This is a genomic window from Methanothrix sp., from assembly GCF_030055635.1.
Taxonomy (GTDB): Archaea; Halobacteriota; Methanosarcinia; order Methanotrichales; family Methanotrichaceae; genus Methanothrix_B.
In genome coordinates this window covers 1926-25192 of the sequence record NZ_JASFYM010000002.1, presented here as the reverse complement: position 1 = coordinate 25192, position 23267 = coordinate 1926, and the positions used below count along the sequence as shown (strand labels likewise).

General features: G+C 56.8%; 22 protein-coding genes. 7 read left to right on the top strand and 15 right to left on the bottom strand.

Annotated elements, in window-relative coordinates; all coding sequences use genetic code 11:
- Window positions 1-936 precede the first annotated feature (936 nt).
- Window positions 937-1407 (top strand): hypothetical protein, encoded by a 471-nt coding sequence (locus QFX31_RS01110; RefSeq protein ID WP_348530308.1) that lies wholly within the window; start codon window positions 937-939, stop codon window positions 1405-1407.
- Window positions 1408-1412: 5 nt separating this feature from the next.
- Window positions 1413-2534, top strand: coding sequence for a pyridoxal phosphate-dependent aminotransferase (locus QFX31_RS01105; RefSeq protein WP_348530307.1), 1122 nt, complete (start codon window positions 1413-1415; stop codon window positions 2532-2534).
- A gap of 117 nt (window positions 2535-2651) precedes the next feature.
- On the opposite strand, the gene QFX31_RS01100 is transcribed toward QFX31_RS01105, so the two are convergent.
- The 10 genes from QFX31_RS01100 to QFX31_RS01055 all read right to left on the bottom strand — a co-directional run bounded on the left by QFX31_RS01100 (window position 2652) and on the right by QFX31_RS01055 (window position 10361).
- Window positions 2652-3194, bottom strand: a complete 543-nt coding sequence (locus tag QFX31_RS01100) for a ribbon-helix-helix protein, CopG family (RefSeq protein ID WP_348530306.1) — start codon at window positions 3192-3194, stop codon at window positions 2652-2654.
- 390 nt (window positions 3195-3584) lie between these two features.
- Window positions 3585-4325, bottom strand: coding sequence for a HesA/MoeB/ThiF family protein (locus QFX31_RS01095; protein ID WP_348530305.1), 741 nt, complete (start codon window positions 4323-4325; stop codon window positions 3585-3587).
- A gap of 2 nt (window positions 4326-4327) precedes the next feature.
- Window positions 4328-4579, bottom strand: a complete 252-nt coding sequence (locus tag QFX31_RS01090; protein ID WP_348530304.1) for a MoaD/ThiS family protein — start codon at window positions 4577-4579, stop codon at window positions 4328-4330.
- A 102-nt stretch (window positions 4580-4681) separates the two neighbouring features.
- Entirely contained in the window at window positions 4682-5632 is a 951-nt protein-coding gene (gene pfkB / locus QFX31_RS01085) for a 1-phosphofructokinase (protein ID WP_348530303.1), read from the bottom strand.
- Between the two features lie 64 nt (window positions 5633-5696).
- Window positions 5697-6305: a superoxide dismutase gene (locus tag QFX31_RS01080; protein WP_348530302.1), complete on the bottom strand. Its 609-nt coding sequence runs from the start codon at window positions 6303-6305 to the stop codon at window positions 5697-5699.
- Between the two features lie 44 nt (window positions 6306-6349).
- Entirely contained in the window at window positions 6350-6901 is a 552-nt protein-coding gene (locus tag QFX31_RS01075; RefSeq protein ID WP_348530301.1) for a DapH/DapD/GlmU-related protein, read from the bottom strand.
- A 148-nt stretch (window positions 6902-7049) separates the two neighbouring features.
- A complete protein-coding gene (locus tag QFX31_RS01070) occupies window positions 7050-7661 on the bottom strand; it encodes a (Fe-S)-binding protein (protein WP_348530428.1) in 612 nt (203 codons plus the stop codon).
- Between the two features lie 2 nt (window positions 7662-7663).
- Window positions 7664-8362, bottom strand: a complete 699-nt coding sequence (locus QFX31_RS01065) for a GTP-binding protein (RefSeq protein WP_348530300.1) — start codon at window positions 8360-8362, stop codon at window positions 7664-7666.
- Complete coding sequence (locus QFX31_RS01060; protein ID WP_348530299.1) at window positions 8359-9120, bottom strand: ATP-binding cassette domain-containing protein; 762 nt, start codon at window positions 9118-9120, stop codon at window positions 8359-8361. The genes QFX31_RS01065 and QFX31_RS01060 overlap by 4 nt, the downstream gene beginning before the upstream one ends.
- Window positions 9117-10361 (bottom strand): cysteate synthase, encoded by a 1245-nt coding sequence (locus QFX31_RS01055; protein ID WP_348530298.1) that lies wholly within the window; start codon window positions 10359-10361, stop codon window positions 9117-9119. The genes QFX31_RS01060 and QFX31_RS01055 overlap by 4 nt, the downstream gene beginning before the upstream one ends.
- Before the next feature lie 155 nt (window positions 10362-10516).
- Here QFX31_RS01055 and QFX31_RS01050 point away from each other — a divergent pair, with 155 nt between their 5' ends.
- Entirely contained in the window at window positions 10517-11539 is a 1023-nt protein-coding gene (locus tag QFX31_RS01050) for a DUF1786 domain-containing protein (RefSeq protein ID WP_348530297.1), read from the top strand.
- A gap of 5 nt (window positions 11540-11544) precedes the next feature.
- On the top strand, window positions 11545-12117 hold the full coding sequence (locus QFX31_RS01045) for a Kae1-associated kinase Bud32 (RefSeq protein ID WP_348530296.1): 573 nt from the start codon (window positions 11545-11547) through the stop codon (window positions 12115-12117).
- 81 nt (window positions 12118-12198) lie between these two features.
- Here QFX31_RS01045 and QFX31_RS01040 read toward each other — a convergent pair whose 3' ends face one another.
- Window positions 12199-14361: an S-layer protein domain-containing protein gene (locus tag QFX31_RS01040; protein ID WP_348530295.1), complete on the bottom strand. Its 2163-nt coding sequence runs from the start codon at window positions 14359-14361 to the stop codon at window positions 12199-12201.
- A gap of 705 nt (window positions 14362-15066) precedes the next feature.
- On the opposite strand from QFX31_RS01040, the gene QFX31_RS01035 reads away from it, so the two are divergent.
- Window positions 15067-16080, top strand: coding sequence for a histone deacetylase (locus QFX31_RS01035; protein ID WP_348530294.1), 1014 nt, complete (start codon window positions 15067-15069; stop codon window positions 16078-16080).
- Between the two features lie 5 nt (window positions 16081-16085).
- On the opposite strand, the gene cca is transcribed toward QFX31_RS01035, so the two are convergent.
- Genes cca through ilvD form a run of 3 tightly spaced genes read right to left on the bottom strand, consistent with a single transcriptional unit; the run spans window position 16086 to window position 19571 of the window.
- Complete coding sequence (gene cca / locus QFX31_RS01030) at window positions 16086-17342, bottom strand: CCA tRNA nucleotidyltransferase (RefSeq protein ID WP_348530427.1); 1257 nt, start codon at window positions 17340-17342, stop codon at window positions 16086-16088.
- Window positions 17343-17394: 52 nt separating this feature from the next.
- Window positions 17395-17928 (bottom strand): RNA 2',3'-cyclic phosphodiesterase, encoded by a 534-nt coding sequence (gene thpR / locus QFX31_RS01025; protein WP_348530293.1) that lies wholly within the window; start codon window positions 17926-17928, stop codon window positions 17395-17397.
- Window positions 17925-19571, bottom strand: a complete 1647-nt coding sequence (ilvD, locus tag QFX31_RS01020) for a dihydroxy-acid dehydratase (protein WP_348530292.1) — start codon at window positions 19569-19571, stop codon at window positions 17925-17927. The genes thpR and ilvD overlap by 4 nt, the downstream gene beginning before the upstream one ends.
- Window positions 19572-19750: 179 nt before the next feature.
- Between ilvD and QFX31_RS01015 the strand changes: the two genes are divergently transcribed.
- Complete coding sequence (locus QFX31_RS01015; protein WP_348530291.1) at window positions 19751-21652, top strand: sodium:solute symporter family protein; 1902 nt, start codon at window positions 19751-19753, stop codon at window positions 21650-21652.
- Window positions 21649-22785: an NAD(P)/FAD-dependent oxidoreductase gene (locus QFX31_RS01010; protein ID WP_348530290.1), complete on the top strand. Its 1137-nt coding sequence runs from the start codon at window positions 21649-21651 to the stop codon at window positions 22783-22785. The genes QFX31_RS01015 and QFX31_RS01010 overlap by 4 nt, the downstream gene beginning before the upstream one ends.
- Here QFX31_RS01010 and QFX31_RS01005 read toward each other — a convergent pair.
- Window positions 22775-23146 carry a 30S ribosomal protein S6e gene (locus QFX31_RS01005; RefSeq protein WP_348530288.1) on the bottom strand — a complete coding sequence of 124 codons (372 nt, stop codon included), beginning with the start codon at window positions 23144-23146 and terminating at the stop codon, window positions 22775-22777. The genes QFX31_RS01010 and QFX31_RS01005 overlap by 11 nt on opposite strands.
- Window positions 23147-23267: the final 121 nt, after the last annotated feature.

Genomic DNA, 23267 nt, shown 5'->3' with positions numbered 1-23267 from the left:
AGGTAGTGATAACCCTGCCATACACTTTGCAATATTTGTCTGTATGCTGCCTCAAAAGGCATTATGGATTTGAAAGTGCTGAACATGATGGATTGTTCGCTGCGAGGTGTTACGGATCGCATACGTTATGAGATCTACAGTATCTGACCGTTATTATCCATATGATGACCTGCCAGATGATGCACCGGTCCTGCTATGCCTTCTTGGAGAATGGGCGAGTGTTTCCAGCAACCTGCTTGCTTGACCTCTAATTTGCTGAACACAAAAGCGCATGTGAAATCGCATGATTCGTGATTTTTCTCCTGGGCAATATGTTGCTGGCACATGGGGTGCGGGATTTCGGTTGGTGGGTGCAGCGGTAGATCTCTCGATGTAAAAACGGGAGCATCCGCCTGATTCCGTCTCTTCTTCGCCAGGGCAATGAGGATCACAGGCTGTTTTCGAGGTGAACGTAAAAATTGTTTGGTCGCTCAGCTGCACCGGAATGCATCAGAGCAGACCTGATAGAAACATGGCTGCGCATACTACTACTAGAAGTCCTATCCAGTACGGAAATACATTTTTCATTTTATCATAAACCTCCAACAAACATTAATTTAATTTTGTACAAAAAGGTATTTAGTCTTTTTGGAATTGATGTGTGCGATGATGGAAGTTTTAGAAATGCCGACGCACTTCATCTGTCAGTCTTATGGATGTGGATGGATTCGCTGGAGGACCAAGAATTCGTTTTTACAGCGTCTCATGAATTTTGATAGGTCACAGGCTGTTGATCTGAGTGAGAGGAGCAGGCGACCTTGATCACGAACTCGAGCAAACAGAAGCTTGCAGATAGTCACCAGTCCTGAAAGTTAATCCGGAGCGCTGCCTTCGCGTCTATGGGGGCGGTGAACAAGTGAAAACAGTTAAATCCGATCCCCTCAACTTTGGATCAGTATGCCCGAGCCTCAGAAGACGCAGGATCTCGTCTCCGTGGAGGTCAGCGGCCTAAGCGCATCATTGCTCATGACGCACGGCTCGATAAGCCTATGGTTCGGAAGGAGCGCGACGCCGTCGCTGGTATCCCGGGTCATAAGAACCATTGCCAGGATCGACTGCGCTGCAGAGCACGAGAGGGTGATAACCTGCGACTTCGACGAGATAGGCGATTTTGAGGGCAAGGGGTATGTTCTGACATCGTATGCGCGAAGCGGCGATATGTACAGGGCCATCTTCGTCGTCCCATTCTCCAGGGAGGAGGCCCTCGATCTGTTCATCGATTCGATCCTCGATGCCATCTCAAGGGGAGACGTCAGCGTGAGCCTGCGCTGGCGTGGCGGTCCTGTGCGCATGAGGGCTCTCTGCGAGGAGCTGAAAAGGCTGAACTACTTCACGAGATTCATCTCAAACTACAGGACAGATGAGTGATTGAAATGCGATTTGCGAAGCACATAATGGGGATTGAGAACTCCGGTATACGCAAGTGCTTTGATGGCGCCGGACCTGGCGCGGTCAACCTCAGCATCGGGCAGCCGGATTTCGACACGCCCGGGCACATAAAAGAGGCAGCGATAAGGGCGATCGAGCGGGGAATGACCGGCTACACACCAAACCTGGGAATACCGGAGCTGAGAGCCGCGATATGCGAGAAGCTCAGACGCGAGAATGGAATAACGTGCTCTGCGGATCAGGTAATGGTGACATCGGGCGCGAGTGAGGCTCTGTTTCTGGCAATAGCAGCCGTCACATCGCCGGGGGATGAGGTGCTGATGCCTGATCCGGGGTTCGTCTCATACAGACCTCTGGTCCAGACTGCTGGAGGCCGTCCGGTCGGTGTGCCACTCGATCAGGATTTGAAGTTATCTGTCGATACGGTCGCCGAGCACATAACTCCAAGGACGAGCGCGATCATCGTGAACTCGCCCGCAAACCCCACGGGCGCTGTACAGTCGAAGAGCGAGATCAGGGGGCTGGCAGAGCTAGCCGAGGATAACGGCATCGCCCTCATCTCTGATGAGGTCTACGAGCACTTCATATACGAGGGGGAGCACGTCAGCCCCGGCAGGTACAGTGAGAGTGTCATAACGGTGAACGCGGTCTCAAAGACGTACGCCATGACCGGATGGAGGCTTGGTTACCTGGCTGCACCACAAGAGGCTATCGATGTGATGCTTCGAATCCATCAGTACATCCAGGCGTGCGCCTCGTCCATCTCACAGGCCGCCGCGCTCGCAGCCATAACGGGGCCACAGGACTGCGTGCGGGAGATGAGGGAGACCTTCCAGCGGCGGAGGGATGTGATGGTTCGCGGCCTCAGGGATCTGGGCGTGGATCTCGTCGTCCCGAAGGGCGCGTTTTACATATTTCCCCGGGTGGGAGATGGAGACGAATTCGCGGCTAGGCTGAGCTCAGCCGGAGTCATAACAGTGCCAGGATCGGCGTTCGGAGCGAATGGGAGACCGTACATACGGATATCCTACGCTGCATCCGACGAGAGTCTAAAGCTAGCGCTGGAGAGGATGAAGGCGGTCATAAACACACCGGAGGCAAGATGAAACTCCGGTCTTCAGGCAAGAGCACCTTGAAGGAGATGCATCAGAGCATCTGAGATACCGGCACATGGGGTAAGCTCACATCATCGTGTTTCCTGCATACGGTATCCGGCATGGATCTCAGTGCAGCAGCTTCACCCTTATCTTCCCGAAGTCCTCCTTTATCTCGACGGCGAACCCCATGCCCCTGAGGATCTCCTCGACCTCGGTCCTCACGAACTTCTTGCTCAGATCTGATGAGAGGATCAGTGTGTACTCGCTCTCAGATGTTTTGCTCAGCTTGAAGAGGTTGCATGCCTCGAGTCTCTTCAGAATGACATCTGCGTTGTAGAGCCTGTGCCTGAACTGCTCCGCGTGAGCCTTGCACACGTCCTTATGTTTCTCCCAGAACGCCTCTGCATCAGGGTGCGTATCGATGAATCTCAGAAAGAGGAGCCAGTGATCTATGTCGAGTATCACATGCTCTCCTGCGGAGAGCATCTCAGCATGTGTATACAGCTTTCTGTCCTCCACAGATTCGAATATGCCCCTGTGGCGGCTGTAGAACTTCAGCGCCTCTCTCATCATCTCGCTCTGAGATACCCCGAGCTCGTCCCTGAGCTTCCTGAAGAGCCTGGCGGTATCTTCGTCCATTGATATCGTTATCCTCTCAGGTGCCTTCATAGAACCTCCTGGGGGTGTAGGGGTAGCGGAAACCCCGTCCTTCAGGGCGGGGAGGAGCGTACCCCACCCGGAAACAGCTATATCTCTGTTCGTACTACTTTCTTCTGAGATGCCTTCTGACCCACAAGACACTCCGTAGCGGAGAAACGGTTGCAGCACGGAATGACGACAGGCATTTTGGAACGCTCCGAATCCGCAGCAATGCGGAAGCTGAAACCTGCATTTGAGGCCAGGAGCGTCTCCAGGGTCGCCGCTCTTCGGAGCTCGGTCTTGCAAACCGATGTCAACCGGCCTATTGTCTCGGACATGTCGGATTCTCCGCATGGCGCCAGGGACAAGCTCCGGTCTTCAGGCCGGAGTAGTTGACGGTACCTCCCGGTCAGCGCGGAATCATGCTCTCGCATCATCAGATCCGTTCCTGCTGCCACAATCAGGGCAGCGCTCGTTCCTCTCGATCGAGATCTCGTCCATCTGGGCGCATCTCCCGTCCCATATGAGGAGCCTGTTGGCAAGCGGCTCGCCGAGGCCTGTGAGGATCTTGATAACCTCCATTGCCTGAATCGAGCCGATGGTGCCGCATGTCGCGCCTATAACTGGCGGTGAATCCCGCGGCGGCGGCCTGGGGAATATGCATCTCAGGCAGGCCGTCCTTCCGGGAATTACTGTGGTGACCTGGCCGTCGAAGCCCGATACAGCGCCATGGATCAGAGGCAGACCGTGCTCAAGCGCTGCCGAGTTCAGGATGTATCTGAGCTCGAAGCTGTCACTGGCATCCACTATGATATCTATTCCATTCAGAAGATCATCTATGCTGCTCTCCGATATGCATATGTCCACACCCTCAACCTCGATCGTGGGGTTAAGGGAGCGCAGCGCCTCCTCCGCTGAGATCGCCTTGCGTATGCCCGGAATGCGATGCAGTATCTGGCGGTTGAGGTTGCTGATCTCGACCGCATCTGAGTCAGCGATCCTTATGTGCCCGACGCCGGCTGCCGCTAAGTAGCAGGAGGATGCAGATCCCAGGCCACCAGCGCCGGCGACCAGAACTCCAGATCCCTTCAGGCGCTCCTGCCCCTCGATTCCGAGAAGCGGGATCTGTCTTGCATACCTCCTAGTCTCTTCGGTGAGCACTCTCACCCTCCGATTATGGCCGGAACAATCGAGATCTCATCTCCATCATTGAGAGCTGTGTTGATATCGCTCACGCTCCTGCCATTCACCAGCACGTAGATGTCATCCCTTATCTTCAAACCATCGAGCAGACGCTCATGTTCTGGCAGGGAGAGTAGAACATCCCTGAGCAGAGAGCCCTCGTCGATCTCAATCATGAGATCTCGGCCTAGATATCTTCTGAGAGACCCAAACGATCGCAGCCTGATCCGCATTATCCGGCCTCCCTGCCCTTTTAGATCCACCAGCCAGGACTGCTTTGAGATGTGCAAACCTTGTGCGATTGCTTCCGGCGCCCGTTAGAATCGCGCAGAGCATCACGATCGCTTCAGGGTCTTGAGCGTTACCTGAGGGATCAGCAGCTCGAAGTCCTCCCTGCTGGCGAGAGCCGTGCCCTTCCTGAGGGTCGTCGCCGTGCCTGCTGCCACAGCATAGATCAGGCATTCATCCAGCGGTTTTCCACTGACCATCCCGTAGATGAAGCCGGCGACTGAGGAATCTCCAGCGCCGACTGTGTTCTCGACCCTGACCTGGGGCGGGATCGCGTGATACTCCTCGTGGGCTGATACGAGAACTATACCGCGCGGGCCCATCGAGACCAGCACCACCTCCACACCCCTTCTGTTTATCTCTCTGGCTGCAGCGAGAACCTCATCGATCTCCTTCAGCTCCCTGCCCACGAGCTCGCTGAGCTCATGTATGTTTGGCTTTATCACATCAGGGCACGCCTCTATGCCCGACCTCAGAGATAGTCCATCCACATCCAGGAAGACCTTTGCCCTGCAGCCGTTGTGCTCGCACTTCTTCGCCTCTGCCACTATTCTCCTGTAGACAGCAGGGCTCAGGCCTGGAGGGAGGCTGCCGCCGATTGTCACGATCTCTGGCGCCCTCAGGGCCTCTATCTGCTCTATGAGCATGACGAGCTCATGGGGTCTGATCTCCGGACCTCTCGCGTAAAATGAGAGCTGCCGGCCCGTTGACATTTCGTGGATTATTATGTTCGTTCTCGTCTCACCAGATACCCTTATGAAGTCGGTGCCGATGCCCTCGTTGAGGAGCCTGCCCTCAAGCTCCATTCCGGCAAACCCCCCTATGAACCCAAGAGCTGTGCTCTCAACCCCCAGGTTCTTGAGAACCTTTGAGACATCAACGCTCTTCCCGCCTGCGTAGTTCTCCTCTCTCAAGATCCTGTTGGGCTCGTCATCCCTGATGCGTTCGACCCACATCGTCCTGTCTATTGCAGGGTTCAGTGTGATTGTGTATATCATAGCCTCCGCTCCTCAGCACTATGGCATTCATCAACTGAGACCGGCAGCTGAGCCATCTGATCTCTCACTTTCCGATCAGGCTCTCGAACCTTCTGTTGGCCTCCTCCCAGTCGACTATGTGCCAGAATGCCTCCACGAACCTCGCCCTGTCGTTCCTGTAGTCCAGATAGTACGCGTGCTCCCAGACATCCAGCACCAGCAGGAGTCTGAACATGGGGTACACGTTGACGTTGTGCTTTTCAATCTGCATTATTATGGGCCTTCTGGTCTGCATGCAGTAGGCGAGCGCAGCCCAGCCCGAGCCCTCGACGCTCAAAGCTGCTGCCGTGAACTCCTTTTTGAATCTCTCGAAGGATCCGAACTCGTTCTCTATCTCATGAGCCAGCGCTCCAGCAGGGCCCATGTCAGATGGTCTGCGCAGGTTAGCCCAGAAGAGGCTGTGCAGCAGATGTCCTCCGATGTGGAAGGACAGCTCCTTCAGCGTGGACTTCTGGTCGATCTCCGCTCCTTCTCTCCTGGCCCTGTCGAGCCTCTCGAGAATGGCGTTCGCACCATTCACATACGCAAGATGGTGCTTGTCGTGGTGCAGCCTGAGCTGCGCCTCTGAGATGTAGGGCTCCAGCACATTTGCGCCATACGGCAGATCGGGGAGGGTGTAGAACTTCTGTGTCATAAAAAATAATATGCACAGGTTCTTGATTAATCCAGCGCCTGTGATCAGCGCAGAGCCCTGTAGCCCCTGGCGAACTCGCAGTTGACCTCGACGACCTCCTCGTTGAAGCCTCTGAGAGAATCTGGCACCGGCCCGAGGGCATCCGCCTTCTCCTGGGTGTCGATGATGCTTCCGTGGGGCACGAAGCTTCCACTCTTAAGCGTAACACCCATCACGAGAGCCCTGTGGCCTATGAAGCATCTCTCTCCCACAGTGGACGCGTGCACAACAGCATTGAAACCGACGAAGCTCTCGTCTCCGATCGTCAGCGGGCCGTGGATCACAGCGCCGTGTGCGACGCTGACCTTTCTCCCGAGCTTTATCGAGCTCCCCTTCAGCCCGTGGAATATCGCGCCGTCCTGTACATTGCACTCATCGCCTATGACTATCGGCGTCGCCTCATCCGCTCTTATCGAGGCACACGGTCCGACGTAAACATTCTCACCTATGCGGACATCCCCTATCACAACAGCAGATTCGTCCACATAGGCTGTGGATGCAACACTGGGCATCGATTCCTGACTGTTCCAGGATGTTCTCGGGTTCCTTCTGAGCATAAAATCCCTCCTGAAAAAGAATGTGATTTCAATGCTTAAAGCGTTTGGCACATCCAGTTGATTTACGAGATGGAGAAAATAATGGAAATGCGACACCGAAGACCCAAAACTCCTACCAGTCTATCTTCTCGGACATTAGCCGCGCATTTTACCAGACCTTGAGATCGATCGCCTCTATTCTGACCCTCGATCCCTCTGAGTGGACTACAACCCCTGAGTGGACCTTCTGCATCATGCAGTGCTCTGGCAGAAATCTGACTGTTTTCCCGACCTCGGGCACCCTTCCACGTACCACCCTCCCCTCGAAGGCCAGGACCATGCATATCCCCAAGTCAATGTATTCCTTCCTCCCCTCAAAGAGCGGGCCGACAATGCGGACCCTAGCCACGCCGTGATCGAACTCCAGGACCTCTGCGAAATGGGTTATCGGGCATCCCAGAGGCCTGTACCTTATCAGGTCTCCGGCCCTCAGGGAGCAGTGCTCCAGGGGATGGATATCCTCTGTGCACGAGATCTCCCCGTCGAGCGGCCCGAGCGAGAAATCCGCTTCAAGACCATCCATGACGCCCACGATCCTCTCCCGGGAGACTCCCCGCTCCAGGATCCCGCGTAACTCCTCTAAACGATCCCTGAAGCGCTCCTGAGACATGTACGGGCAGCGCGAAAGATCCTCAGCGGATGAGAGATGCTCCGCGAAATCCCTGCAGCTCTTGCGCCCGCACTCCCTGCAGTTGTACCCCGGAAGAAGCCTCTCCAGCAAGCTCACTCCCCCACATATTCTGTAAAACCATCGAGATGCCGCAGGACGCCGCGGTGGTGTCTCTTCGATACTCTGAGCTCACCCGTGCAGAGCGTGCACACTGCCAGGGGCGGGTTGTGCCTCAGGAGCATCTCCCCATCGATATCGCTGGACTCCTTTATGATATCCGCTAGCTCCCTCGACCCCTTGCCCGTGAGCCCGTTCGCCTCCACGATCCTGCATCCGGGATTGACCTCGATGACCCTCTCCCGGAAGACCTCCCGCTCAGCCTGCGATACGAGATCTCCCTTTGTCGCCACCACAACATCCGCTGTCGTGAGCAGCGGGCCGATCTTGAGAGGGGTGTTAGGACCGGAGGTGACATCTATCACGCATACTGCCAGGGCCCCGTCCGGATACGGGGCGCATCTCAGGCAGAGGCCAGCGGTCTCGTTCAGGAGCACATCCGCGCCCTGCGAGCCCGCCCATGAGATCATCTCCTCAGTGTTGTATATCGAGTAGTGATCCGGGCACATATCCCGCGCGAGACCGACGCGCACCGGCACGCCCAGCCGCTTGATTCGCGCATCATCCTCTGTCCAGAGGCAGTCCACCTTGACCACGGCAGGCCTGATGCCCATATCCTGGAGGTTTTTTATGGCATGCATCAGAACAGAGGTCTTCCCAGATCCGGGCGTTCCGGCGATGATCACCATCTTCAAATCACTGCCCCCGTCGCGCTCAGCACCTCCCCGCGCCTTATCGACTCTCTCAGAGAGAGGAGCCAGGTGTCTACTCTGAATAAAGAATCGCAGAAGCGTCTCTCCTCATCTGTGGTGTTTATGACCTTGGCCATACCGCCGTTCTTCATCACAATCCTGCGCTCGGTCATGAGCGCGAGAAGTGGATCATGGGTAACAACAAGCACGATCTTCCCCTCTCCCGATAGCAGCCTCAGAGCCTCCTTCTTCCTTATGCCGGCATTCTCTATCTCATCTATCAGTACAATGGGCGAGTCGCTTATTACAGCGATATCCGCCACCATCAGTGCTCTTGACTGCCCACCGCTCAGCTCTGTCAGGTTGTCATCCGCGTGTACCGGCTCTCCGGTCAGGGTGTTCGCCATCTCCAGGACCTTCGAGAGCAGCCCCGGATCCCTGCCCCGGCTCCTGGCGTGCATGCATATGAACTCGCGGACGCTCATGTCAGCCAGAAAGTGCATGTTCTGGGAGAGCTGAGCGACCGGCTTTCTTCGCGGATCGTGTCGGATCTCCGGATCCGGCGGGGCGCCGTCGATCAGGACATGCCGCCTCGATGGCGTGTCGCCCTGGGCGAACTGCTCCAGGTCCGATATGAGGGAGCTCTTGCCAGAACCTGTGGGCCCGACGATGCCTACAACCTCACCGCTCGATATATCCACGCTTCTAACACGCTCTGGCAAACCGTCCTTATCAAATCCGCCTTTTATCGTGATTATCATGAAGAAACCATCTCCTCTATCGATGATAGTGCATCAGAAAAATCCTCCAGCCCGACCATGAGATCGCATTTCAGTCTCATGCGGCTCTGATCCTCTTCGAGGCGCCTCATGCCGCCGCCTGTTATGTTCAGCAGGATGCTGTCATCCCTCTCCACAAATCCGGCCTCAACGGCATCGACCAGCGCTGCAACAGCAACAGCCGCCGCCGGCAGGATGTCGATGCCCTCCGAGCTCTCGAAGAGCTTCTGAGCGCTGACCGCACGGCTGTTGTCCATGCCGTATATCCTCCCGCCGGTGGAGGTGACCGCGTCCCTGACGCCACCCGGGACCGCGTATGGCGGGTTTCTGTTGAAGAGCACGTCATCATGCATTCCCTCTGGGCAGCCATACGCATCGAAATTCATCTCTTCGATGCCATGCCACATCGCATACACAGGCGCGCAGGGGGTGTTCTGCGCGAGGTGCAGGCGCGGGAGGTGCTCTCCGAATCTACTGTCAGCAACGATGCGCATCGATGCCTCCCAAGCAGCAATCCCACCTGTGCCGCTCCCTATCGCCTGGAAGTAGTGGTCAGGCAGGAAATTGAAGCGCCTCACATGATCGAGAAGCACCGTGCCCATTCCGTCCCTCCTCGCTATGTTCCTGGCGCCGCCCTCTGGCCTGAAGCCGACTCTGGAGGACAAAACACCGGCGAGCTTTATCGCATCAGCATAGTCTCCATTCACCCCAACGAGCAGCACCTTTCCTGGCTCGACGGTCGTCCATAGTCGATCCAGTGAGGACGCTGGCACAAAAAGGATAAGTGGCTGTCCTGTGATCGAGCACACCTCGGCGAATGCCCTCGCTGTGTTGCCGGCTGATGCGACCACAAGGATCTCTTCGGTTTTATTATCGAGAAGCATCTGCATCGTCGGCGCTGCCTCGAGCTCCTTGAAGCTGCATGTTCTCATCATCGCCCCGCGCTCTGGCCAGTACCCTGAGAAGCTTATGTACAGCCTGTTAAGATCCAGCTCGCCTGCGAGCCCGGAGCTCCTGTACGTAATGGATGACGCGCCCGTGGCCGGATTCCATCTCTTTACGGGTAACCAGTCGATGAAGGACCAGATGCCAGGAAGCTCTCTGGGAGCGAATCTTCGCTCGATGTAATCCGCTCTGGGAAGACCGTTGTCCAGAGAACACGAGGTGGCGCTGTCGCCCAGCAAGTTTCCGCAGCCGGCACACCTCAGAGTGTACTCGCCCATGATTTCAGGTTAACCATCGCTGCATATAATCTTTTCTGTTTTGTACAATTAGAATGCCCTATTGTGAAATAAAATGATATGTCATTATCCAAAAAGGGAAAAATCCTGATCGATGGGAATATCTAATCTAAGATGCATGTGTCCCGGTGGGGTGTATGATGCTTGCAGTGGATGTTGGGGCTGGCACCCAGGACGTTCTTCTTTACAGGGAAGATGTGGCGCCTGAGGGGCTGTACAAGATGATCATGCCAAGTCAGACGGTGGTAATCTCCAGAAAGATCAGAAGTGCGACCGATCGTGGATTGGATGTGTTCCTCCACGGATACACGATGGGCGGCGGGCCACTGACCGCTGCGGTGAGAAGGCATATAGCATCAGGTTTCAGGGTCTATGCGACAGAGGATGCGGCTCTGAGCATACACGACAACCTCCAGCGCGTCAGATCAATGGGTGTAGTGGTCACCGCGGACCCACCTGAGGGCTGTGTCGATATCAAGACATGCGATGTGAATCTGGTGGCCCTCAGAAGCGCTTTCCTATCTTTTGATGTGGATCTGCCGGAGGCGATCGCGGTCGCTGTTCAGGATCATGGCTTCTCGCCTGAGAGGTCCAACAGAGCCACGAGATTTGACATCCTAAGAGATGCACTGAAAAATGGCGGCCGGATCGAGGATTTTGCGCACAAAGAGCCTCCGGAGGTTCTGAGCAGGATGCGCGCTGTCTGGAGGTATCTGAGCGATCAGGGTATGGAGGTCATGCTCATGGATACAGGCCCGGCTTCAGTATTCGGCGCTCTTGAAGACCCTGAGTGCAGAATGCCTGCTCTCGTCCTCAATATAGGGAACGGCCACACGATCGGCGCTCTTGTGGACGATCACAGGATCACAGCGATCTTCGAGCACCACACATCTGCACTTGATCCTGAGAAGCTTCGTTGGATACTGAAGCGGTTCTGCGCCGGGGAGCTCACGAACAGGGAGATCTTCGAGGATGGCGGCCACGGGGCTCATACAGAGTACGTTCCTGGAGAGATGAGAGCAATTCTTGTTACGGGCCCCCGCAGAGGTGAGTTTGTGAGTGGCATGAATCTGGAGCTGATACAGGCTGCCCCCTGGGGGGACATGATGATAACCGGATGTGTTGGGCTTGTAAGGGCCTGGAGAGCGCTCGTGGGGTGATGACGATGGAGATAGGCAGGGGTGCTGAGGCGATACTCACGCGTGATGGTGATGCTGTGAGGAAATGGCGCCTTCCGAAGAGATATCGCCTGAGGGAGCTCGATGAGAGGCTTCGCGCTGAGAGAACCATGATGGAGGCCAGGATAATGTCTGAGGCCAGGCGCGCTGGTGTCCCGACGCCCATAATCAGGGATCTCTCGAGATTCGAGCTGGTGATGGAGTATGTGGATGGCAAGAAGCTCAGGGATATCATAACTCCGGAGCTCTCAGAGCGTGTCGGCGAGCTGGTCGGGAGGCTTCACAGAGCAGGCATTGTGCATGGCGACCTCACCACCTCTAACATGCTCCTGAAAGACAACCGGATATACTTCATCGATTTCGGCCTCGCATACCACGACCAGAGCATCGAGGCGCAGGGGGTCGATGTCCATGTCTACTTCCAGACTCTGAGAAGCACGCATGATGATGCGGATGCTCTTATAGAATCTTTCAAGCGAGGTTACAGAAAAGCTTACCAGCGCGCGGATGCTGTTCTCGCCAGAGTTGAGGAGATACGATCCAGGGGAAGGTATCTGTAATCTGAGCACAAAATCCAGAATTCAAAAGTTCAGGTCTTAATCGGATTTTGCAAAAAAGAGCTGGAGAGCGACTAGCTCTCCTCAGTTCCTCCTGCTGACGAGGTAGGCGACCGCAAGGAGTCCGGTCACTGCGAAGACGGCCTCGAATCCGGGAGCGCCCTTCTCCTCAGCTGCAGGCTTCGCCTCTGCCTCTGCGGCAGGCTTCTCCTCAGCTGCGGGCTTCTCCTCCACTGCAGGCTTCTCCTCGGTCACGTTGACCGGGGCGGCCTCCTCGACCTTCTTCTCCTCGACTACAGGCTTCTCCTCAACCGCGGGCTTCTCCTCGACTACAGGAGCGGGAGCAGCGCCCTCAATGGTCGCTTCCTTGTATATGTAGAACCTGAGCGGGTTATCCGCGTCGATTACATCCTGATCAGCAGTCTTGATGTGGATGCCGGCCATCAGTGCGATGTCCTTGTTCTTGTTCAGCGTTATGGCGTTGTCCTTGTTGTCCATCTCGATCGATGTGGCATCGACCCTGGAGATCCTCATCTTGTCGTACTCTGTGTCGACGGAGACATCCATCGGCTGATCGGAGACCTGGAATATGCCCTTGACCGTGGCTATATCCTGGTCAGCGCCGCGGAACGCGTTCTTGAAGTGGACGCCGATTATGACGAGCTTCTCAGTGTCGCCGATGTTCTTCTTGTAGTAGTATGTCTGGTCGCTCATCGTGGCGCCTTCCTTGGACGGGGAGATGACCTTTGTGTCGACGCTCTGGCCGTCCTTCATGAGCTCCACGTAGACCTTGTTGCCGTCGACATCGATCGACTTGATGACGAGCTCGTAGCCATCAGCGAGCTTGAGCGGTGTGCCGGATGTGAACGTCTTCTCGGTATCATCATCCATCAGCACCTTCAGGAGCTGCTCATCGACGAGCGTGTTCCTGTCGGTGGACTGCTTGTAGAGCTCCGGATCGATCTCAGCGCCGTTCCAGGTGGGCTTCTTATCGCTGTAACCGGCGAAGTACTCCTCACCCAGGAACCCTATGGAGTTGTACCAGCCCCAGCCCTCGAACTCAAACTCTTTCTCCTGGACTGTGGTTGTGTACTTGACACCGTTGGGCTCCTCGAGCTTGTTGCCCGTGATGGTCATTGTGATCTGCTCGTTGCCGATGTTGTCATCGATGTCGTAGTAGAAGCCGGCAAAGGTCTTCGGATCCCAGGTGACCTGAGCGCCATCAACAACCTGCTGAACAGCACCGCGTATCTCGTATGTCCCTGGCTCTGTGATCTCCTTGTATATGTAGAACCTGAGCGGGTTCTCAGCGCTTATGTCCTTCTGATCAGCAGTCTTGATGTGGATGCCGGCCATCAGTGCGATGTCCTTGTTCTTGTTCAGCGTTATGGCGTTGTCCTTGTTGTCCATCTCGATCGATGTGGCATCGACCCTGGAGATTCTCATCTTGTCGTACTCTGTGTCGACGGAAACATCCATCGGCTTATCGGAGACCTGGAATATGCCCTTGACCGTGGCTATATCCTGGTCAGCGCCGCGGAATGCGTTCTTGAAGTGTACGCCGATTATGACGAGCTTCTCAGTGTCGCCGATGTCCTTCTTGTAGTAGTATGTCTGGTCGCTCATCGTGGCGCCTGCCTTGGACGGGGAGATGACCTTTGTGTCGACGCTCTGGCCGTCCTTCATGAGCTCCACGTAGACCTTGTTGCCATCGACATCGATCGACTTGATGACAAGCTCATATCCATCAGCGAGCTTGAGCGGTGTGCCGGATGTGAACGTCCTCTCTGTATCATCATCCATCAGCACCTTCAGGAGCTGCTCATCGACGAGGGTGTTCCTGTCGGTGGACTGCTTGTAGAGCTCCGGATCGATCTCAGCGCCGTTCCAGGTGGGCTTCTTCTCGCTGTATCCAGCGAAGTACTCCTCACCGAGGAACCCTATGGAGTTGTACCAGCCCCAGCCCTCGAACTCAAACTCTTTCTCCTGGACTGTGGTCGTGTACTTGACGCCGTTGGGCTCCTCGAGCTTGTTGCCCGTGATGGTCATTGTGATCTGCTCGTTGCCAATGCCATCATCGATGTCGTAGTAGAAGCCGGCGAAGTTCTGGGGATTCCAGGTGACTGTTGCACCATCCACAACCTCCTGAACAGCACCTCGGATCTCCACCTTATCGACTGCGCCGACTACCATCGCTGTCGCTAGTACCGCTACCAGCGCTGTAATCATTATTGCAGTCTTATTCATCTTTTAACCTCCTATCTTCCCATATCGGATTAGTTTGCAACATACAGTCTGATTATTCTTAAAACTATTGCCCCAGCAAAGTCTGGAATACGCCATGCAGGGAATGCACTGCAGAGACCCTGTGGCATCAGCCTCACAGACTTATAGCTTCATCACCCTCCATAAATTCCCCCTTTGATGGGAATTATAGCGTAGTGATAGAGTATTTCCCTATTATATCCTTTTTGGTCCTTGTACCGTGCTGTGCATATCGAACAGCATGGTTTGTGGATCTTGAATTCTCTTGAATTCCACCGATAATCTACTGGGACCATGTACCTGATTCATTGAACTCCGCAGCACCCAGTCCTGCCGGACTCATTGGATCCCTTGCCCATGGCTCTCGAATACAGCAGAATCATTCAGCTATTCGAGTAGACGACCAATCTTGTGTCGTTTTATTCATTCTGGTACTCTTCTGTTGCATTCGGTCGCCGAGCAGTCGTTCAGAAATCAGAGGCCGCTACGCAGTATCTCACAGCTCCTGCGAGGCCAGATGCTATTGATCTCAATGATACCGGCACACGACCCGGATTTCACAGATTCCGGCTAATGCATGTATGCGACCTGGTTGGATGTTTTTGGTACAAGTGATGCAAAGCTGCGCTCTGATCGACTGCATAACAACAAAAGCATTTTAACGCCATGCAGATATAAGACAGCTGTATGACATCCATCGTTTACCATCCCGTATACCTCATGCACGAGACTCACGAGCATCCTGAGAGGAAGGAGCGCCTGATCGCCATAATGGAGAGGATTGAGGAAGAAGGATTGAATCTGGGCAGAATAGAGCCCAGGCCCGCGTCCCTCGACAAAATCGAGGCCGTACACTCGCGCCGCTACATCGAGCAGGTGAGGAGCATCTGCGAGCGCGGGGGCGGGCGTCTCGATATAGACACCGTCCTCTCGAAGGACTCGTACGATGTCGCGTTCATGGCAGCAGGCGGCGTCTGCGCAGGCGTGGACCACGTCATGAAGAGACCGGAGCCCGTGTTCGCGCTCGTCAGGCCTCCAGGGCACCATGCGACCCCGCACAGAGGCATGGGCTTCTGTGTTTTCAACAACGTTGCGATAGGCGCAAGGTATGCTCAGTCGCTGGGGCTGAAAAGGGTGCTCATAGTCGACTGGGATGTGCATCACGGCAACGGCACGCAGGCTGCCTTCTACGAGGATGACAGCGTGCTCTTCTTTTCAACACACCAGCACCCCCACTACCCTGGCACTGGAAGGGTCACCGAGGTGGGCGATGGAAGGGGAAAGGGGTTCACGGTGAACGTCCCGCTGCCACCTGGAATAGATGACAGCGGGTACTTGGCCGTATACAGGGAGATCCTGCTGCCTATAGCAGATGAGTTCAGGCCTGAAATAGTGTTCGTGTCAGCAGGGTTCGACCCGCACCAGATGGACCCGCTGGGTGGGATGCGCATCACAGAGAACGGCTTCGGCGCGCTCGCAGGACTGGTGAAGGATATAGCGGACAGGCACGCCGGCGGGCGGCTCGTCGCATCGCTCGAGGGCGGTTACCGTCTCGAGTCCCTTTCAAAATCCGTCGTCTCTGTTTTAAGGGCATTCCAGGGAGATGTTCCTGAGGTCAGAGCTCTGAAGGACGCGCAGCTCGCCCGCAGGATCGAGGAGGTGAAGAGCGTCCAGAAAGCATACTGGAGGAGCCTGGTCTGAGCCATTCAGCAGACCCTGGTTTTTTTATTGAGATACGCTGTGAGGAACCCCGCGAGATCCCCATCCATCATTTCTATGATCTCGCGCGTTGATAGCACTCTCCTGCTGCCATAGGAGAGGTGCCTCCCGAGTGATATCCTTTGGATCTCTCCGCTGAGCAGATCCACAGCCCTTCTGTACCTCCTCGGGATCTCGACGACAAGCCTGCCGTTATCGATGTAAGGCCCTGAGAGAGGAGAGGGGTTGCTCCTCACAAACCTGGACGCGTGCTCCGCCTCCCACACCGGAGGGCCGGTGTGTATCCTCACCGAGGGCAGCTCCCAGATCGAGAGCTCGAATAGGAGGCGCGCCCTGACATCCTCTCCGCGAACCAGATCCACATCGCTCCTGAGCACCTGAAAACCCTCTCTTTCGAGAAGGCCCCTCACAGCGGCCTCCGCCTTTCTCATCTGTGGGTAGAGAACATCATCGACCATGTCAGGGGCGGAGATCTCGAGAAGCACGAACTCCGTGCCCCTCCTCTCGATCTCAGCTCTGATCTCATCTGGATGCATCGCATGCGCCTCCGGCGGGAAGAAGAAGCTGATATTCGGGGAGCTCAGGAAGCATCTCGCTGCCCCGACAAACTGGAACATCCTGTCGAGGGTCAGGGCAGCGGCCACATTTCTATTCGGATCAACAGGATCTATGACCACAAGAGGCGCCCTGAGATCCGCGCCCTGCGCAAGATCTATCCTCGTTCCGGGGCGCCAGGAGCTCGCGCCCTCCAGGACTCTGAGGAACGATCCGTAGTATATTACAAGAAGCTCAGCAAGGTATCCGGAGAACCCGCCTGTTCTCAGGTCAGAGCCGTAAACACCGACGCCCTTCATGAACTGTTTCAGGAGGAGCACATCATCCTCGAGGCCCCTTATCCGCTCTGAGATGTAACGTGAGTGGAAGGGAGTTCTGTCGACAGCGGATTTTATCCTGGAGGGGTCGCGGACGTCGTAGCATGGCACGAGATCCACATCAAATCCATCGATCTGAGCGTGAACATATGCATGCTCCGCGTACCTCTCCTCGTGCTCAGGCGCGATCTCCCTCGCGATCTCGAGGGCCGCGCCGAGATCTCCGTCCTCAGGCACCGCGATGAAGACATCGATATCACGATCCCCGGAGAGCCAGGTGTTTCTGGCAGCAGATCCGACGAGAATTCCGCGGCATGCCACGCCCTTCGCCGCTGCAATCTCCTCAACCCTGCGGAGGATCTCTGATGAGATCCTCTCGAGCTGCCTGCGCTCCTCCTCTGATGGTTTTATCCTGCGCAGAACCTCACCGAGAAGCTCTGAACTCTGCGATGTCCTCGTAGATCGGCCCCCTCGGTGTCAGAGTGCTTTTCTTGAGAACAAATCTGTCGACAGTGAACTCGCCGAGATCAGTATCCGAGATGCCTGATATCCTTTCGGATAGAATGCGGCTCAGCGCTGGATCCTTCACCCTGGCCAGGGTCGCATGCGCGCTGAACTTCTTGTCGCGCTCGAAGCCGAAGGGCTCGAGCGCGCTGTCCACGGCACGCGCGAGATCCTCGAAGGGGCCAGAGGCTCCGAGCCAGATGACCCTGATGGATCTCCCCGGGAAAGCGCCGACGCCCTTGATGCGCGCCTGGAATGGCGAGAAGCTCACGCGATTGAGCGAATTTACGATCTCAGCAACCCTGCTCTCCGGCACCTCCCCCAGGAACTTCAGGGTTATGTGCACCAGCTCCGGCTCGACGAGCTTGAGCCCGTTCATCGCGAAGGCCTGCTGTATCGCGGGTATCTCGCGTTTGATCTCTGCAGGCAGATCTACGGCGACAAAGCATCTCATCTCAGAACTCCGCCCCTGCTCGCAGAGGTCACGGACTTTCTGTATCGATCGAGAACGCCACCCCTCACCTTCGGCTCAGGCGGCCTCCATGACGCACGCCTTTTCTCCAGCACGCTCTCATCGACGAGCAGGTCCAGCCTCCTGTTCGGTATGTCTATGGAGATCATATCGCCATTTTCGACGAGCGCTATCGGGCCTCCGACCGCAGCTTCCGGAGAGACATGACCTATGCACGGTCCGCGTGTGCCCCCGCTGAACCTGCCATCTGTGATGAGCGCCACAGACTCGCTGAGGCCCGCGCCTGCGATCGCTGACGTCGGCGCAAGCGTCTCCCTCATTCCGGGACCACCCTTCGGCCCCTCGTATCTTATTATGACTACATCTCCTGCCCTGACCTCTCCGCTCAGTATCCCCTTCATCGACTCCTCCTCGGAGTTGTAGACGACTGCAGGGCCCTTGTGCACGAGCATCTTCTTCGAGACCGCGGTCTGCTTTACAACAGACCCCTCAGGTGCCAGGCTACCCTTGAGTATCGCGATCCCGCCCTCGGGATGCACAGGATTTTCCAGGGTTGCTATGACCTCCGCGTTCGCCTTGGGGTTGACAGGTCTGTACTCAGCGAGAACCGCGCCGAGCGTCTTTCCTGTGACGGTGAGCACACTCAGATCCAGTTTAGGCGAGAGGCGCTGCATCACAGCAGGTATGCCGCCTGCGCGATCGAGGTCCAGCATGTGGTGCGGTCCTCCGGGCCGCAGATTGACGAGATGCGGCGTCTCCCTGCTCAGCCTGTCGAAGACATCCAGCTCCAGATCGATATCGAATTCGGCTGCGATTGCCGGCAGGTGTAATGCTGTGTTCGTGGACCCCCCGATCGCCATGTCGACCCTGACAGCGTTCTCGAAGGACTCCCGCGAGACGATCTTTCTCGCCGTGAGGCCTTTCTTCACAAGCTCCACTATCTTCATGCCGGAGAGCTTGGCGATGCGCATCTTCTTAGCATCAACAGCGTGTGCTGTCGCGCATTCCGGGAGGCTCAGGCCCAGCGCCTCGGTCATGCACGCCATCGAGTTAGCTGTGAATAGACCCGCGCAAGATCCGGCGCCAGGGCATGCGAAATCCTCCAGGATGGGGATTCCCTCGCCGCCCTTCTGCCACTCCTCGAAGACGTTGATCAGATCGAGCTCTCTATCGCATGCGAATCCCGGAAGCATCGGCCCGCCGGTAACAACTATCGTCGGCAGATCGAGACGCCCGGCTGCCATGAGATGCCCGGGTACGATCTTGTCGCATGTCGGTATCAGAACAAGACCATCGAGCTGGTGCGCCTGCGCCATGATCTCTATCGAGTCCTCGATGAGCTCCCTGGACGGCAGGGAGTATCTCATTCCCCCGTGACCCATCGCGATTCCATCGCAGACGCCGATCGTCTGGAACTCGAATGGCACGCCTCCTGCGATTCTTATGCCTGCCTTGACAGCCTCCGCGATCCTGTCCAGATGTATGTGCCCGGGTATGAACTCGTTCGCGGAGTTCGCCACGCCTATGAAAGGTCTCTTGATCTCGTCGTCCGTGATGCCCATCGCCTTGAGAAGGGCTCGATGTGGTGCCCTCTCAGGCCCTGACTTGGTGATATCGCTCCTCATCACGATCCCGGAACCGGCTCTGCCCGCTTAGTATAAGCGGCTTTCGCGAATTTCGCGCGTGAACGAATCGTGCACAGCATAACCTCATGCGCAGTAAAAATCGCTTGTCCCCAACAAAACTCAGGATGTCCGAGTGTATATATACAGGATAAGTTTTAGTGGCCCAGCGGTGGTATCGCTTGGATCCGTATCACATATTCCTCCTCATCCTGGGCGTATATATTTCTCTGCTGATCGGCATAGGCTTCATATCATCAAAGCGGCAGGGATCGGTGACGGAGTTCTGGCTCGCGAGCCGGGAGCTTGGGGCGTCCTCCCTTGGGTTCTCGGCAGCAGCCTCGTGGCTCACAGCCAGCGCTCTTTTGCTCTCCACAGGTCTCTTCATGCTCATAGGCGTCAGCTCGATCTGGGTCTGGGTATTCCCGAACATAGCTGCGCTCGCGATCATCGCACTGATCGCAGGAAGGGTCAAGCGCATACCCGCGATGACCCAGCCTGAGCTTCTGGAGATAAGATACGATCCAAAGGTCAGAGCTCCTGTCGCGGTAGCTGTAACGATAATGATGATCCTATTCTCGGTCGTTGATTTCATAGGGTTCAAGCTCGTCCTCGGGACATTCTTCGGAGTCGAGCCGCTGTACGCGGTTCTGATCATGGCGGTCGCTGTGGCGCTATACGTCAGCCTCGGCGGGTTCAGAGCTGTTGTGTGGACCGACCGGGTTCAGTATATCTTCCTCGCAGGGCTCGCGGTTGTGGTGGCGCTCCTCTCGGTTAAGGTATCCTCCGATCAAGGCACGTCGCTGCTCGCTGAGAGCGCAGCCCTCGGCGGAGACTGGTGGGACCCGTTCCTGATGGGGGGCGTGCTCGGCGCTCTCGTCTTCCAGCTCGCACTGCTGCCGGGATGGATCGCGGAGCAGGATCCATGGCAGAGGGTCTGGGCAGCGCGTGATGAGAGGAGTGCGAGGATGGGGCTCCTGCTGGGATCTCTGCTTCTCGCGATCGTTTACGCCGCATGCTTCATAACAGCGATAGCACTGCGCGCGATCTACCCGCTCCCTGAGGGGGAGATGGAGGCGGAGATGCTCTATCTCAGGTTCATCTCCGAGAACGTCCCCGCTGCTGGAGTCGCGCTGCTGACGATAGGCTTCGCTGCCGCGTCCATGTCCTGCACAGACACCTTCGCGACATCTGGCGCCTCGTGCATGGTCAGGGACATATTCCAGAGGTTCGTCAAGCCAGACGCAACGATGCGGGAGATGCTGATAATCAGCAGGGTGCTTGTGGTTCTGATGATCTTCACCTCCGCGTTCATCGCGCTGAACGTGGAGAGCATAATGGAGGCTGTGATAATAGCCACAGTTATAGGAACGACATCGTACTTCTTCCCGATCGTCGGCGGGCTTTACTGGAAGAGGGCCACAGCCTGGGGCGCGCTCGCCGCGGTCATCGTTGGCGGCGGGACACAGATCGTGATGATCGCGTACGAGAAGTTTATTTTCGGGAAGCCGCTGGACACGATCTCGCCGCTCCTCACGGAGCACGGGGTTCTTGTAGGCCTCGCGCTGAGCGCATCGGTCTTCGTGATCGTCTCCCTCATCACACCACCAACAGATGAAAGGAGGCTCGCGCCCTTCTTCTCAGACGTCGCGGAGAGGCTCTTCGGCGGGATGATGCTCACGGTTGACAGGGAGAACTCCAGGTATCCTCTGATAATGAGAATGATAGAGGAGAGGGACTTCGGCGAGAGGGCGCATCTCGATCTGGCGCTGAGGGTGAACCCGCTGAAGGCTGATGGGGCTCGAATCAGGGGGGAGATGAGCTGGGACAGGCTCATCGAGGATCTGAGATCCAGGCACCCTGAGTGGTACACGCCGACCGGCAGCCACATCGCGTACAGGCTCTCACAGCACGACATGCTCGCGTGCGTGAAGCTCTACAGGGGCGATGCCATGGAGATACGCCTCTCGGCAGAGCCCAGGCTCTCCCACAGGGAGAGGTTCAGGGACGAGATGTACCTCGCTGTCGAGGAGATAGAGGAGTCGCTTCTGAGCATGGGTTACACCACATCGCTGCCCGCATGAGGATCATCGTGATAGGCGCCGGCCCCGCTGGATCAACAGCTGCCGAGACCGCGGCGAGGCTCGGCGCAGAGGTTGTCCTTGTTGAGAAAAAAATGGAGATAGGCAGCCCTGTCCAGTGCGGCGGGTTCATACCTGAGGCCTCTGAGCTCAGGGATCTGCTGCCCGATGCCGTTCTACCAGAGACGCTCGTCGGGATACCCGAGAGGTGCATCCTCAACAGGACGAAGGTCCAGCGTCTATACGCGCCCTCCGGAAGGTCCGCGGAGTTCCCGGTTGCGGGCAGGTGCGTGGACCGGCGCAGCTTCGACAGGCATCTTGCGCACAGGGCCGCGCGCGCCGGCGCGCAGCTCATCGTCGGCACGGAGGCTGATGTATGCGGGGGGTCGATACGCCTGAAGGGGAGGCGCGAGGGCATCATCGATGCTGATGTGGTCATCGGCGCTGATGGCCCCTCGTCAAAAGTGGCCAGAGCGATAGGTGCGGTCCAGAGGGACGAGCCCGGTATATGTCTGGAGTACGAGATGGTCGGTGTCGATATCGACAGGGACGCGGCGGAGATGTACTTCGGAGAGAGGTGGGCTCCAGGCGGCTACGCATGGATCATACCCCTCGGCGGTGATGTCGCGAATGTGGGCGTGGGGGTGAGGAGGTCGTACATACAAGGGAAGATGGATCTCGCTGCGATTCTGAGGAGATTCGTTGAGGAGCATCCGCATGCTGGAGAGCTTCTAAGAAACGGCGAGACCGTCGCAGTTATGAGGGGGATCGTGCCAGCTGGCGGGATGCCTGATATGATACAGAGCGGGAAGTTCCTGCTCGCAGGGGATGCCGCGGGCCATGTGATGGCGACGAGCGGCGGAGGTGTGCCCCTTGCGATGGTCGCGGGGAGGATCGCTGGAGAGGTCGCCTCGGCTCCTGGTAACCTCGAGATTTACACGCAGAGGATCGAGAGGGAGCTGGGCGGCCCCCTCAGGGGCTCTGTGATGATAAGAAGAATCGTGGACAGGGCCATGAGGAGCGACAGGTCGATTGAGCTGATCTTCTCCCTGCTGGATCCGATGACGATGAAGGACATCCAGCGCGGCCGCCTGCCCGCGCCGCTTGAAAAGCTGAGATCGCTCCTTACGGTTTGAGCAGCTCCTCGATCGGCTTCGCGCCGTACTCTGTTATCTTGACGTTGATCTGGCTTATGTTCGGCGAGATCTCGCGCCCGCAGACGCTCTTTCTCCTCTTCTGGCCCTTCACGCGCGGCCTGTACCCGACGCCGCCCGCGAGGAGCAGCCTCTTCCGCTGCATCCCAGGCAGATCGCTCCGCATCGGGAACCCGTCGCGGTCGCTGCCTCCCGTTATCATCACAGCGTATCCCGGCAGCCCCAGGAGATCGCCCTCGACAGCATCGCCGATCTTCTTTCCGATGAGCCTGCTCGCGTCCTTCAGCTCAACCTGATATGCCTTTCCTGTCTTTGGATCTGATATAACAACTCTGACAGCCATCTTTCTGACCTCGCTTATCGCCCAGTCCTAGCCCTTATAAAATCTTATCCGAGACATCTCCTCGCAGGGGATCAGCGCGGATATCGGGGATGTGCGGATGCGCACCCCGCACTCAGCGACA

What these genes read in the sequence shown, in the direction of transcription:
- QFX31_RS01100 (WP_348530306.1), bottom strand. Translation starts at nt 3,194, where the DNA reads ATGAAGGCACCTGAGAGGATAACGATATCAATGGACGAAGATACCGCC.
- thpR (WP_348530293.1), bottom strand. Translation starts at nt 17,928, where the DNA reads ATGAGATGCTTTGTCGCCGTAGATCTGCCTGCAGAGATCAAACGCGAG.
- pfkB (WP_348530303.1), bottom strand. Translation starts at nt 5,632, where the DNA reads ATGATATACACAATCACACTGAACCCTGCAATAGACAGGACGATGTGG.
- QFX31_RS01040 (WP_348530295.1), bottom strand. Translation starts at nt 14,361, where the DNA reads ATGAATAAGACTGCAATAATGATTACAGCGCTGGTAGCGGTACTAGCG.
- QFX31_RS01110 (WP_348530308.1), top strand. Translation starts at nt 937, where the DNA reads ATGCCCGAGCCTCAGAAGACGCAGGATCTCGTCTCCGTGGAGGTCAGC.
- QFX31_RS01050 (WP_348530297.1), top strand. Translation starts at nt 10,517, where the DNA reads ATGATGCTTGCAGTGGATGTTGGGGCTGGCACCCAGGACGTTCTTCTT.
- QFX31_RS01060 (WP_348530299.1), bottom strand. Translation starts at nt 9,120, where the DNA reads ATGATAATCACGATAAAAGGCGGATTTGATAAGGACGGTTTGCCAGAG.
- QFX31_RS01105 (WP_348530307.1), top strand. Translation starts at nt 1,413, where the DNA reads ATGCGATTTGCGAAGCACATAATGGGGATTGAGAACTCCGGTATACGC.
- QFX31_RS01045 (WP_348530296.1), top strand. Translation starts at nt 11,545, where the DNA reads ATGGAGATAGGCAGGGGTGCTGAGGCGATACTCACGCGTGATGGTGAT.
- QFX31_RS01035 (WP_348530294.1), top strand. Translation starts at nt 15,067, where the DNA reads ATGACATCCATCGTTTACCATCCCGTATACCTCATGCACGAGACTCAC.
- QFX31_RS01010 (WP_348530290.1), top strand. Translation starts at nt 21,649, where the DNA reads ATGAGGATCATCGTGATAGGCGCCGGCCCCGCTGGATCAACAGCTGCC.
- QFX31_RS01075 (WP_348530301.1), bottom strand. Translation starts at nt 6,901, where the DNA reads ATGCTCAGAAGGAACCCGAGAACATCCTGGAACAGTCAGGAATCGATG.
- ilvD (WP_348530292.1), bottom strand. Translation starts at nt 19,571, where the DNA reads ATGAGGAGCGATATCACCAAGTCAGGGCCTGAGAGGGCACCACATCGA.
- QFX31_RS01055 (WP_348530298.1), bottom strand. Translation starts at nt 10,361, where the DNA reads ATGGGCGAGTACACTCTGAGGTGTGCCGGCTGCGGAAACTTGCTGGGC.
- QFX31_RS01080 (WP_348530302.1), bottom strand. Translation starts at nt 6,305, where the DNA reads ATGACACAGAAGTTCTACACCCTCCCCGATCTGCCGTATGGCGCAAAT.
- QFX31_RS01005 (WP_348530288.1), bottom strand. Translation starts at nt 23,146, where the DNA reads ATGGCTGTCAGAGTTGTTATATCAGATCCAAAGACAGGAAAGGCATAT.
- QFX31_RS01090 (WP_348530304.1), bottom strand. Translation starts at nt 4,579, where the DNA reads ATGCGGATCAGGCTGCGATCGTTTGGGTCTCTCAGAAGATATCTAGGC.